At 59.3% G+C, this 11,365-nt stretch carries 13 protein-coding genes; all 13 read right to left on the reverse strand.

The genetic code is table 11. From position 1 onward, the window contains the following. Positions 1-96: 96 nt before the first annotated feature. A complete protein-coding gene (gene tadA, locus ACESMT_RS05135) occupies positions 97-1,494 on the reverse strand; it encodes a tRNA adenosine(34) deaminase TadA (protein WP_372825497.1) in 1,398 nt (465 codons plus the stop codon). Between the two features lie 196 nt (positions 1,495-1,690). Then, on the reverse strand, positions 1,691-2,158 hold the full coding sequence (locus ACESMT_RS05140) for a spore coat U domain-containing protein (RefSeq protein ID WP_372825498.1): 468 nt from the start codon (positions 2,156-2,158) through the stop codon (positions 1,691-1,693). Continuing rightward, on the reverse strand, positions 2,140-4,518 hold the full coding sequence (locus ACESMT_RS05145; RefSeq protein ID WP_372825499.1) for a fimbria/pilus outer membrane usher protein: 2,379 nt from the start codon (positions 4,516-4,518) through the stop codon (positions 2,140-2,142). The genes ACESMT_RS05140 and ACESMT_RS05145 overlap by 19 nt, the downstream gene beginning before the upstream one ends. 83 nt (positions 4,519-4,601) lie before the next feature. Beyond that, complete coding sequence (locus ACESMT_RS05150; RefSeq protein ID WP_372825500.1) at positions 4,602-5,132, reverse strand: spore coat U domain-containing protein; 531 nt, start codon at positions 5,130-5,132, stop codon at positions 4,602-4,604. Further along, complete coding sequence (locus tag ACESMT_RS05155; RefSeq protein WP_372825501.1) at positions 5,129-5,839, reverse strand: molecular chaperone; 711 nt, start codon at positions 5,837-5,839, stop codon at positions 5,129-5,131. Before ACESMT_RS05155 ends, ACESMT_RS05150 begins: the two co-directional genes overlap by 4 nt. A 55-nt stretch (positions 5,840-5,894) precedes the next feature. After that, on the reverse strand, positions 5,895-6,383 hold the full coding sequence (locus ACESMT_RS05160; RefSeq protein ID WP_372825502.1) for a spore coat U domain-containing protein: 489 nt from the start codon (positions 6,381-6,383) through the stop codon (positions 5,895-5,897). Between the two features lie 339 nt (positions 6,384-6,722). After that, a complete protein-coding gene (locus ACESMT_RS05165; RefSeq protein ID WP_372825503.1) occupies positions 6,723-7,361 on the reverse strand; it encodes an FMN-binding negative transcriptional regulator in 639 nt (212 codons plus the stop codon). An 18-nt stretch (positions 7,362-7,379) separates the two neighbouring features. Continuing rightward, complete coding sequence (locus ACESMT_RS05170; RefSeq protein WP_372825504.1) at positions 7,380-7,802, reverse strand: putative toxin-antitoxin system toxin component, PIN family; 423 nt, start codon at positions 7,800-7,802, stop codon at positions 7,380-7,382. Then, positions 7,799-8,017 (reverse strand): ribbon-helix-helix protein, CopG family, encoded by a 219-nt coding sequence (locus ACESMT_RS05175; RefSeq protein ID WP_372825505.1) that lies wholly within the window; start codon positions 8,015-8,017, stop codon positions 7,799-7,801. Before ACESMT_RS05175 ends, ACESMT_RS05170 begins: the two co-directional genes overlap by 4 nt. 155 nt (positions 8,018-8,172) lie before the next feature. Continuing rightward, positions 8,173-9,792 (reverse strand): glutamine-hydrolyzing GMP synthase, encoded by a 1,620-nt coding sequence (gene guaA, locus ACESMT_RS05180; RefSeq protein WP_372825506.1) that lies wholly within the window; start codon positions 9,790-9,792, stop codon positions 8,173-8,175. Positions 9,793-9,902: 110 nt separating this feature from the next. Continuing rightward, positions 9,903-10,352: a putative toxin-antitoxin system toxin component, PIN family gene (locus ACESMT_RS05185; RefSeq protein WP_372825507.1), complete on the reverse strand. Its 450-nt coding sequence runs from the start codon at positions 10,350-10,352 to the stop codon at positions 9,903-9,905. Further along, complete coding sequence (locus ACESMT_RS05190; RefSeq protein WP_372825508.1) at positions 10,349-10,570, reverse strand: AbrB/MazE/SpoVT family DNA-binding domain-containing protein; 222 nt, start codon at positions 10,568-10,570, stop codon at positions 10,349-10,351. Before ACESMT_RS05190 ends, ACESMT_RS05185 begins: the two co-directional genes overlap by 4 nt. Before the next feature lie 54 nt (positions 10,571-10,624). Beyond that, on the reverse strand, positions 10,625-11,365 hold a 741-nt coding region (locus ACESMT_RS05195; RefSeq protein WP_372825509.1), incomplete at its 5' end, for an IMP dehydrogenase.

The raw sequence follows: 11,365 nt of genomic DNA on the forward strand, positions 1-11,365 counted from the left end.
GCTGGACGGGGAATAGATGTAGATATGTTTTTTCACACCGGGAGTATCCCATTGCGCGGCAATGGCCTGCGGCGGCTGTCCTGCTCCGCGCCGGTCTCAGGCGCGAAAGTGCAAAACGGCGTTTTGTGCAACCTGCTCGCCGTGCTCCTGCACAAAATGTCCGGCCTGCGGCAACACCATTGGTTCACCAGAGCCGCGAATCAGTGCCTGTAGTCCACGCATGACAGGCTCGCCGAGCACCGGGTCCTGCGCGCCTATCGCCATCAGCGTCTGCCCGGACCAGCGCTCACGCCAGAAGCTGCGGGCCTCGCGTGAAATTTCCGCGCCATCCGAGTCTTTGAACTCCGGCACCATGGCCGGAAAAGCGCGCAGGGCCGCACGATGGCCCTTGTCGGGGAACGGTGCGTTGTAAGCGGCGCATTCTTCGGCACTCATCTGCGGGTTGCCACGCGCGAACAGCCGCGCCACGTCGAACTCAGGGTTTTTGGCGCACATCTCGCGCCAGGCCATGAAACCCGGCGACAGCGGGACGTCGCCCGTTCCCAGGGCAGTGTTCATGACCAGCAGACCCCGGTAACGCTGGGGTGCGGCCATCGGCAGGGTCAGACCCAGCAGGCCGCCCCAGTCCTGCACCACCAGCACCACGTTTTTTATGTCCAGCTGTTCCACCAGCTCCAGCAGGATTTGCCGGTGCCGGGTGAAGCTGTGAAAGCTGTCCTTTTTGGGTTTGTCGCTCTTGCCGAAACCGATCAGATCGGGTGCGACCACTCGGTGGCCGGCCGCCAGGAAGACCGGCATCATCTTGCGGTACAGGTAGCTCCAGGCCGGGTTGCCGTGCAGGCACAGGAAAGTCAGGCCCCCGCTGCCACCTTTATCGCCCTGGCCGGCTTCGTCCAGATAGTGCATTCGCAGGCCCCCCAGCGCGGGCAAGTCGCTGATGTAATTGGGCAACCATGGGTAACCCGGCAGGCCATCAAAGACGCTGTCGGGCGTGCGCAGCGCATCGTCGCGCAGGGGGTAGTTCATTTTTGTCTCCTGGCGCTGGACGCCGCGCCGTTGCTGGAAAAACGCCTGCAGCATGGCGCCACATTCATCGGCCAGCACCCCGCCATGAAGTTGCGTCTGGTGGTTGAGTTGCGGGTTGGCAAACAGGTTGATCACCGAGCCTGCGGCCCCGGTTTTCGGGTCCGGCGCGCCGAACACGACCCGCTTGAGCCGTGCGTGAAGCATGGCGCCTGAACACATGGCGCAAGGCTCCAGCGTGACGAACAGTTCGCAGTCATCGAGCCGGTAGTTGCCCAGTGCCTGGGCGGCGCCGCGCAAGGCCGCCATTTCGGCGTGGGCAGTCGGGTCATGGCCTTCAACCGGGGCATTGCGGCCAGTGGCGATCACCTCGCCGCGTCGCACGACCACCGCGCCGACAGGCACTTCACTGGCAGCGGCGGCTGCATGGGCCTGCGCAAGCGCGAGGCGCATATAAATTTCGTCGCTCATGGTGCTACTGTATTGATAGCTTGTCACGCCCATATTGATTGGGCTGTAGGCTTTTTTAGGGACTTAAAATGACTGTTTTTTTATTTTTCAACATCTGGATGCTTGTACAAGACTCGCAGGGTTACCCCATTTTGCCAGCGCGTAACTGCCACACGCGTCACGGCAGCGCCCAGCGCCTCGCCTGTGCCGCAGTACATCAGTATGAAACGGTCACGATCACCGTGTCGACGTAGCTGCCAGCCTGCACTGTTGGCTGACTGCCCGGGATGCGCCCGAAGATGTCAAAAGTGAGTTTGTGACCTGTAACATTCCAGAAAGTACTGCCGTCTGTACCATCTCCCAAAACGACGGTGCGCGCGGAGTCGAGATACAGGTTGTAGGTCAGGGTGCCGCCTCCAGCCATGCGGGTCATTTTGCGACCCGTCGAATAACGCGCACCCGCCCCATTACCCACACCCACACTGACCTTCACGTTGGCTGGCGGATTGCACCGTACGCCCACGCTGCCGATCACATCAACATTAGCCGATGAAGCAGGGTTATAGGCACCGAACGCCATAGACGAACTGGCGACGGTGCATCCAGACTTGGACTGAGCGACCCCGCAGAACGATATCGCCAGTAGCAGGACAAACAACTGCACAACTAAGGGCTTTTTTTGCATAGTAATGGCCCTAAAAATAGTCCAACCACCGGGGCATCTACATCAGAGCCGGGCAAGTCAACAGTCACGGTGCAAACCGGGCCGCGCTCTGGCCGGGCGATGACCCGATTGCCTTTGAGGCCAGGCAACTCGACGGACACCTCGCCACGATTGCCAGCCACAAAGGCGCGCGTCACCCCGACCACCTCCACCGGTGTTGTCGGTGGCAGCAAACTGCCGTCGGCCTGCACAATCGTCAGAGTTGCACTGCGAACCCGCTGCACATCAAAAGCTACCCGCACGCCGCCCTGGTTGCGCGGCACGACGATTTTGACGACCGCCCCAACCGATGCGTCCATTGGCAGCGTGAGCGGGTCAATGCTGATGCGGTTGCCCAGATACGGCTGCAAATTGCCAACCATCGCACGGCCATTGCGGTTGGTGCGTGTGACGACCTGGTTTTCGACCAGAATGGGCACGCCTTCGAGGTCGCCGGTTTGTACGATGGCAAAACCCTCACCCATACCGCGTGAAAAATACAAGCCGTTGCCCAGCGTGGCTACCGCGCCCTGTGCGCTTAGACGCGAGCTGGTCTGGTCATTCAAAACCGCCGCCTCTGCCTGAAAAGTGCCAAATGACTGGTTGCGGGTGACGCTGGCATCCAGACGACGAAACTGGCTGTCATTCCTTGCGGCGAGCCGGTAACCGGTACCCTCAGCTGCAGGTGTTGACTTCTGAAAATAGGTAGACACCGCGTTGCCTTCAGGCTGGCCAATCACTGTTGCGCTGCCAATGTGTTGCTGGTCAAACAACACAGTCAGTGTGGCGCTGACCGTGGCCGCGTTGGCCACTGCACCGGCGACGATGGGCTTGATGAGCGCGACTGAAGCAAACACACGGTCACTCAGGCGATGCGAGTAGCCGAGATTGATAATGCGGCTCAGGCCATCGGCGGTGCTCACGCGGCGCAAATAGTTGGCGGACAACGTGCCCTTGCCCAGTGGCACACTGATTTGCAAGGCGCCCATCTGGCGCGGCAAGTTGGCAGGGTCGCTGCCGATTTGTCTGAAGGCCAGGCTGTTGACCTGCAACCGGGCGCTGGCCGACAGGCGTTTGCCGAGAAAACTGTAGCTGACGCTGCCCATGGTGCCTGGCGACAATCCTTTGGCACTACTGAGGACGAGCGACGACTCCACAACGCTGCTGATCTGTGGCAGCAATACCGCCGCCGTCAGCCCCGCCGCAGCCAGGTCTTTTTGCAACTCGAAGCGAGCCTCCCCCGTGAAGTTACCCGTCAAGCCCTTGCGATAAGTCACGGCGGCGAAGGTATCGCCGTAGTCGTTGCTTTTTTGACCGTAGTTCTCGCGCAGGCGGCCGATTTCATACACGTCGTCCACCAGCCCTTCGCGCAGCACCGTGGGGCTGGCAAAGAAGGGTTGCGTAATAACTTGCTCACGTCCAAGCAGGTCCTTGACCACCAGCTGCAACTCGCCCGCACCTGTCACAACGGGCAGGTTTTGAATTGAAAAAGGCCCGGCGCCGACTTGCTGACGCGAACGCAAGACGTTGTTGACGTAAACATCAACCGTCGATGGCAGCAACGCTTTGCCCGACACGCGCGGCATGGCGGTCGTGACGAAATCAGGCCTGACGGCAAAGTTGGTGCCGTATTGAATGCCACCAAACAGCAGGCCATTGCCCCAGCCGCCCGTGTGGTTGGTGCTGTCACCAATCCGCAGGGTTTTGAGCTTGTCGATGCGATCGGTTTGCCAAGTGGTCATCAGCCGGGCCCTAACGCCACTTTCCCCACTAACGCTATTACCCGCTGTAAAGCTGCTGGTAAGCAAACCCTCGCCGCGAAACAGCGCGATATCGAACAAACCCTGCGCACTTTTCATGCCTGGGCTGTTCGTGAGAGACAAGTCGTAGTGGAGATACACCCCGGGCGCGTAAGGCACAAGCTTGCTGGCGGCGCTGGCACCGATGTTGATGCGGGTCGGTAAAAACGCATCAGGGCTGGCACTGATGGCCAGCTCTCCGAGCGCATCGATGCGGTTGTACGTTACCCCTTGAATCCGGGCCAGATCAAAATACACAACACCATCAGACGCGATGGTGCGTGACTCGCCGGAGCGCAGGTTCCAGTCCTTAAGAAATGAGCCTGGCGCGAACAGACCTCCATCGAGATTCTCCAGGAACAAGACACCGGGGTCGCCAGACAGGCCATTGACCGTTACGGCAAGGATGGTGGGCCGATAGAGCGGAGCCAAAGCTGGAGTTGGTGTTGGTACGCCCTGCCCAGTTTGGGCCAGCCCCTCGATCACCGCAAACATCAAGGCCACCATGACAAAGACGGGTTTATAAGCATGTTGTCGTGACATCAATGCTCACGAAACTGGGGTCGGGGCACCTGGTAGAAAAAACATCTGACGACAGTCGAGCAGCCTGTCGCCACCGAGTGCTTTCAATAAGCCACCGTGACGGTAACGGTGTCGGTATAGGCCCCGGCAGGAACCGTTTGCCCCGAAAAAATACGGCCGTAGGCGACAACGGACTGGCTCGTACCTGAGCCGGTTCCGGCCATTGTTGCACTGGCCAGCGTCCCGTCACCCCAGACGGTGCTTCGGGCAGCCGACGTGTAGATGGAATAGTTGAGCAGGTTCGCGCCCGAGGTCATTTTGCGAGACGCCAATGTGGCACCCAACCCGCCACCCGTAGCAAGCGCAATGGTGTAACTGGAACCGGTTGTACAGTTCACGGTCACGGTACCTGTAGCATCTACATTACCGGCCTGAATGGCTGCGCTGCTGACGCTACCAAACCCGAGCGTAGAGGTACCCACCACACAAGTGGATGCAACCGTTGCGCTGACCGACATCACACCGGTTGCGGTGGCGGCAACTGCGCTTGCCCCATAGGCTACGCAAAGCCCAGCCAGCAACCAGCGTTTAGGCAAGGTCAGTCGGACTGCCAGTTGGTCTTGGATATATATCATGGGCACACCTTGGTGACATCGGCGCTAAAAGAACCGTGATCGGTCAACGCCGTCACTTTGAAGGTTTTACCCACTGCGTGCGCGGCTACTTTGGCCAGGCTCCAGCGCTTTTGCGCGGTGGGCAGCAGGTACTCGGCGGTATCCCAGCTTGCCAGCAGCTGTTTGCCAGGGTTGGTTTCAAAAACCACGTTGCGCAACTGAGCGTGAACATTGCCCATGTTGGTCACATGCAGGTTGCCGCCGCCAGGAACACATTCCACTGAAATATCGAGGCCCGCATTGACCGGATCGGCTGGCGCTATGAAAACTGGCAAATCGTGGCGCACGATCAGCCGCGTCTGGGTAACGCCGGCTGATTGCGGCGGCGGGACTTCTTCGACCAGCAGGCGGTAAGTGCCTTCGTTGGCCGGGGCCGCCAGGTTGCGCAGGCCAATGCGCACGATTTGCTGCGCGCCTGGGGCGAGGCGAAAGGTCACCGGCGTAATCACCAGGTCTTGCGACTGTTGGTAGGCATCGTTGCCACCTTCAAGCGTCCACTTGTTCAGGGTGACTTGCATCACAGAGTTTTCAGAACCGGTGTTGCGCACCGTCAGCACCGCAACCTTCGCAGCGGCTGACAAATTGATCCGCACCGGCGTCAACTGGATAGACCCGGCCTGAGCGGTGGCTGCTACTGCCAGCAGCGCGAACGCGAAGAGTGGCGGCATAACGCGCCTGGAAGGTCGGCGAAGTGCGGAAAGTGGGCGCATGTCGGGCTATCTTTCAGTAGGTGATTGTGAGGTTGACGGTGTTGGGGTATGCCGCTGCAGGCACAGTTTGGCCTGCAAAGATTCGGCCATAGGCTGGAAACACCTGGGTCGCGCCGCTGCCCGTGTCAGCTACTGTTGAGCTGGCAGTACCGTCGCCCGATACAGCGGCGCGCGCGGCACGGGTGTAGACGGTGTAGCTCAGCGTATTGACGCCCGATGTCATCTTGCGAATAGCCAACCTGGCCCCCGCCTCCTTGTCCAGCGCGACGGTGTAAGCCGAGCCGGTTGTGCAATTGACACTGACGGCGCCTGTTACATCGCCATTGCCTGCCTCAGTAGCAGTACTGGCCGAGGAGCCGAAACCCAGCGCCGAGGTGCTGACGGTGCAAGTTGAGGTCACCGTGGCCGTGACCGTCATCACCCCTGCGGCCGTGGCTGCAGAGGCATTGCCGACATAGGCCATGCACAGCACGCTCGCCAATACGCCGAGGCGAGCAAGCAAAGGCAATGGCCTTGCTTGCGCTTGCGTCAAACGCTTTTTAGTATTCACAAATAACCTTTCGATGACCCGCTGTCCGTCCCCGACCGGCGCTATTTGCGATCAAAAATCGATCTGGAACCTGGAGAATGCGCTGGTTTGGCTAAAAACTCTGTTCGCTGTCGTACTTAACCAGGCATTCGACCTTATTAGGCGTAGGTATTTGTGGTCAATGGTCAGTTGCCGGGCTGTAGCAACGATAACTTGTGCCGCATGCATGGCGATGTTGATGTTGATGGCTTTGATAACGCAGTCAGGCGCACGCGCAAAGGTTTTTTTCGTGCTTGAAAATGGCTGTTTTTTCTATTTTTCAGTGCCTTGAGGGAAATCTGCACTCGACTTCAAGCGGGTCATCCATTGCGCCAAAGCACGCTCGTTTTCAGTGCCGGCCTCGTATACCGCCCGCATACCCGTTTGCGCCTCGGGCCGGTGCTGGTTGAGTTTGACCTTGCACTGTAAATCGGTGACCTGCAGCTCGAAAGCCACGATGCCGGCCAGCATCTTGTGCTGATACTCCGCCCCCAGCCCACGCCACTGATCGGCGTACGACGGCTCATGGTCACCAATCAGTTTTTTCAGCAGCGCATCCTTGCCCGCAGGGTCTTCAATCAGCGTCGCCTGCACCGTGCAATGCACCGCCAGGTAGTTCCATGTCGGTACCCGTGCCAGGTCGGGATAGACCTTGGGCGACAAATAGGCGTGGGGCCCCAGAAAGGTAACCACGGCTTGCGGCCTGGCCTGCAAGTAGCGCCAGTGAGGGTTGGGTTTGGCGACGTGGCCAAGCAGCACCAGCGGGTCGCCGCGCTCTTCGAGATGCAGGGGCAGGTGCGTCACATAGGGCACTCCCGCCTCGTCCACACTGATGAGGCTGGCGAAAGGGTGGGCTGTGATCAGCGCCGCGGCCTGCGTTCGGTCGCTTTTGAATTGGGGAGGCAGATACATGTCAAAAATGGTATGAATTTAGGGTGCAACAGGCCGTGCACCAAACAGGCGTCCCCACGCGTCCCGTGGCGAGACGACGCTCAATCCAGCCAGGTCAACAGTTTTCGGCGGTTTTTGCATCCATGAAAGAACCCTCTTGTCCCCGGTCACAAAGTAGTCCGTGTTTGCCGCCAGCGCTGCACGAATGAGTCGCTCGTCGTTGTCGCTCGCGGGTTCCAGTACATCGTCAATCAGATGGGCGCTGAACCATACCGCATCAAACAACGCACACGCTTGGGCCTGCTCTGAAAATTTTCGCTGAAGCACCTCGTGGGCTTCAACACGGACCAGCGTGCTGGAAACCAGCCAACCACGATCTGCACATTGCACAACGATGTCCTCGCACAAGCCAGCAAACACCGTAGCGGACAACCACACATTCGTGTCCAGAAATACCCTCATGAAACATCGCGCAGGATGTCATCTTCTGTGAGCCAACCCGACGCTCGGGCCAGAGGCGCCAATGCGGCCTGGCTTTGCCGCAAAGTTTCCCGCAACCGGTAAGCACGCAAAGCGTCTCTGACAATCTCGCTGCGCGAGCGGCCGGTCGCGGCACAAAGATTGTCTAGTGATTGCGCTTCGATGTCTGGAAGGCGAACTGTGAGGAGGTTTTGCATGCCTCAATTGTACGACGATGTCATACAAAAATCCATCGCACGAGGCACGGACCTGTGGCCGCGGTCTCGCGAACCGCCCGTCGAGGACGGTTGATTCGCCGGCCGCTGCGCTGACGGATCCCGCTGCGCAGGGCCCTCGCCCTTCGCTTCGCGTTCTACTCCCACTCGATCGTCGCGGGCGGCTTGCTGCTCACGTCGTAGGTGACGCGGTTGATGCCGCGCACCTCATTGATAATGCGGCCGGATACCTTTTTAAGCAGGGCATACGGCAGCTCGGCCCAGTCTGCGGTCATGAAGTCGCTGGTCTGCACGGCGCGCAGGGCCACCACGTAGTCGTAGGTGCGGCCGTCGCCCATGACGCCCACACTTTTCACCGGCAAAAACACCACGAAAGCCTGGCTGGTCAGGTCGTACCAGCTCTTGCCGGACTCCGCGTCCTTGAAGTTGCGCAGTTCCTCGATGAAAATCGCATCGGCTTGTCGCAGCAGGTCGGCATATTCTTTTTTGACTTCGCCGAGGATACGTACGCCCAGGCCCGGGCCGGGAAACGGGTGGCGGTAGACCATGTCATGCGGCAGGCCCAGCGCGACACCGAGTTCGCGCACTTCGTCCTTGAATAATTCGCGCAGCGGCTCCAGCAGTTTGAGGCCGAGCTGCTCAGGCAGGCCGCCGACGTTGTGGTGGCTCTTGATCACCACCGCCTTTTTGCTCTTCGCGCCGCCGGACTCGATCACATCGGGGTAAATCGTGCCTTGGGCCAGCCACTTGGCGCCCTTGACGTTGGCACCGCCGGCTTTGAGGCTGGCGGCCTCTGCCTTGAAGACCTCGACAAACTCGCGGCCGATGATCTTGCGCTTGGTTTCGGGCTCACTGACCCCCGCCAAATGGCCGAGAAACTGGGCGGCAGCATCAACACGGATGACCTTGGCATGCAGCTTGCCGACAAACATGTCCATGACCATGTCGCCTTCATTGAGGCGAAGCAGGCCATGGTCGACAAACACACAGGTCAGCTGGTCGCCGATGGCGCGGTGGATCAGCGCCGCCGCCACCGAAGAATCTACGCCTCCTGACAGGCCGAGGATGACTTCTTCGTCACCGACCTGCTGGCGGATTTTTTCGACCGCTTCTACGATGTAGTCGCCCATAACCCAGTCGGGCCGTGCGCCGCAGATGTCGAGCACAAAACGCTCAAAAATTGCCTTGCCCTGCGTGGTGTGCGTGACTTCCGGGTGAAACTGCACCGCGTAGTACTTGCGCTCTTCGTCGGCCATGCCGGCAATCGGGCAGGAGTCGGTGGATGCCATGAGTTTGAAGCCGGGCGGCATCTCGGTCACGTTGTCGCCGTGGCTCATCCAGACATGCAGCATGCCGTGGCCTTCGGGCGTCGTGTAGTCCTGGATGCCGTCGAACAGCTTGGTGTGGCCTCGGGCACGTACTTCGGCGTAACCGAACTCGCGCTTGTGCCCGCCCTCGACCTTGCCGCCCAGAGCCTCGGCAATTGCATACATGCCAAAACAGATACCCAACACCGGAATGCCCAGCTCGAACACCGCCTGCGGCGCCCTCAGGGTTTCGTCTTCCCACAGACTGGCATGGCTACCCGAAAGGATCACGCCCTTGAGCATGCCGTCACTGGCATATTCGCGCACCCAGTCGTCGGTCACGTCGCAGGGATGGACTTCGCAAAACACATGGGCTTCACGGATGCGTCTGGCAATCAGTTGGGTGACCTGGGAGCCGAAATCGAGGATGAGGATTTTCTGGTGCTGCATGGAATTGAGTCTTATGATTTTCAGAAATTCAAAGCCGGTTCATTTGGGCATAGTCCTTTGGCGAAAGCACAGTGTTGTGCAATCCCACGGCCTGCCCCGCATGGCGATTCCTATAAGAGATTCAGTTTTGCAAGCAGTGTTTGCGGCGTTACGACTCGGAAACAAAGCTGCTTCATCGCGGGGTCATCCAGACTGAGCAAATCCTCGTCGCCTGAAATCAAAAAATCTGCCTGGGCAGATTGAGCGAGGTCTAGAAACATTTGGTCTTTGGGATCACGGCAAATCGGCACTTGCTTCAATGACTTGGCGCTCGCCTTGATCACGTGCGTTTCGACGTACGGGATATACAGCGCCAAGGCTTCTTGTATCTCGCTGGCATCGAGCTTGAATTTCTTGTAATGGAGCACCCTCACGAGTTCGGAACTTGTAGCCGCTGACACGATTGGTTGAAACTGCCCCGCTTGCCAGGCTTGGCGCAAATTGCGAAGGCGTCCGTTGCGAAACAGCAGGGCTGAAATAAGCACATTCGTGTCAATAACTGCTCGCAGCGAACCTGTCATTCTTTGCGAGCCCACTTGACCGCGTCGGTCACGTCGTCCTCAGTGATACCAAGTTCTTCCAGTTTTCGCCACACAGCGTCTATTTTCTGGATCCGGACTGGAGTCAGCATGATGCGGTCGTTAACCGCTTCGACTTCAAAATATTCGGCAGGACTAACTTGGGCCATGACCGCTTTGGGCAATGTGATCTGGTTCTTTGATGTAATTTTTGCAAGCATATTGAGAATCCTTAAAACAAGGAATCCTTACTTTACTGCACATCCTTAAGCTCGTCAATCGGCCCGATAATTCGGCGCTTCCTTGGTGATCTGCACATCGTGCACGTGGCTTTCGCGTATGCCGGCCGTGGTGATCTCGACAAACTCGGCCTTGGTGCGCATGTCTTCTAACGTGGCGCAACCGCAGTAACCCATGCTGGCCCGCAGGCCGCCGGCCATCTGGTACACGATGCCGACCATGGACCCTTTGTAGGGCACACGGCCTTCAATGCCCTCTGGCACCAGTTTGTCGGCGTTCGGGTTGCCGGTGGTGGCTTCCTGAAAATAGCGGTCAGCGCTGCCTTGCTGCATGGCGCCTATGCTGCCCATGCCGCGGTAGCTTTTGTAGCTGCGCCCCTGAAACAAAATTACTTCGCCGGGCGCTTCTTCGGTGCCGGCAAACATGCCGCCCATCATCACCGTACCCGCGCCAGCGGCGATCGCCTTGGCAATGTCGCCGCTGTAGCGGATGCCACCGTCGGCAATCAGCGGAATGCCGCTGCCACGCAGTGCCATGGCGACGTTGTCGATGGCCATGATCTGCGGCACACCCACGCCAGCGACAATTCGGGTGGTGCAGATGCTGCCAGGGCCGATGCCCACCTTGACCGCATCAGCGCCGGCCTCAGCCAGCGCCAGTGCGGCTGCGCCGGTGGCAATGTTGCCGCCAATCACATCTATCTGCGGGTAGTTTTTCTTGACCCAGCGCACGCGCTCGATCACGCCATGGCTGTGGCCGTGGGCGGTGTCCACCAC

This window comes from Polaromonas sp. (genome assembly GCF_041689105.1).
Taxonomy (GTDB): domain Bacteria; phylum Pseudomonadota; class Gammaproteobacteria; order Burkholderiales; family Burkholderiaceae_C; genus Polaromonas.

What these genes read in the sequence shown, in the direction of transcription:
- tadA (WP_372825497.1), bottom strand. Translation starts at nt 1,494, where the DNA reads ATGAGCGACGAAATTTATATGCGCCTCGCGCTTGCGCAGGCCCATGCA.
- ACESMT_RS05140 (WP_372825498.1), bottom strand. Translation starts at nt 2,158, where the DNA reads ATGCAAAAAAAGCCCTTAGTTGTGCAGTTGTTTGTCCTGCTACTGGCG.
- ACESMT_RS05145 (WP_372825499.1), bottom strand. Translation starts at nt 4,518, where the DNA reads ATGTCACGACAACATGCTTATAAACCCGTCTTTGTCATGGTGGCCTTG.
- ACESMT_RS05150 (WP_372825500.1), bottom strand. Translation starts at nt 5,132, where the DNA reads ATGATATATATCCAAGACCAACTGGCAGTCCGACTGACCTTGCCTAAA.
- ACESMT_RS05155 (WP_372825501.1), bottom strand. Translation starts at nt 5,839, where the DNA reads ATGCCGCCACTCTTCGCGTTCGCGCTGCTGGCAGTAGCAGCCACCGCT.
- ACESMT_RS05165 (WP_372825503.1), bottom strand. Translation starts at nt 7,361, where the DNA reads ATGTATCTGCCTCCCCAATTCAAAAGCGACCGAACGCAGGCCGCGGCG.
- ACESMT_RS05170 (WP_372825504.1), bottom strand. Translation starts at nt 7,802, where the DNA reads ATGAGGGTATTTCTGGACACGAATGTGTGGTTGTCCGCTACGGTGTTT.
- ACESMT_RS05175 (WP_372825505.1), bottom strand. Translation starts at nt 8,017, where the DNA reads ATGCAAAACCTCCTCACAGTTCGCCTTCCAGACATCGAAGCGCAATCA.
- guaA (WP_372825506.1), bottom strand. Translation starts at nt 9,792, where the DNA reads ATGCAGCACCAGAAAATCCTCATCCTCGATTTCGGCTCCCAGGTCACC.
- ACESMT_RS05185 (WP_372825507.1), bottom strand. Translation starts at nt 10,352, where the DNA reads ATGACAGGTTCGCTGCGAGCAGTTATTGACACGAATGTGCTTATTTCA.
- ACESMT_RS05190 (WP_372825508.1), bottom strand. Translation starts at nt 10,570, where the DNA reads ATGCTTGCAAAAATTACATCAAAGAACCAGATCACATTGCCCAAAGCG.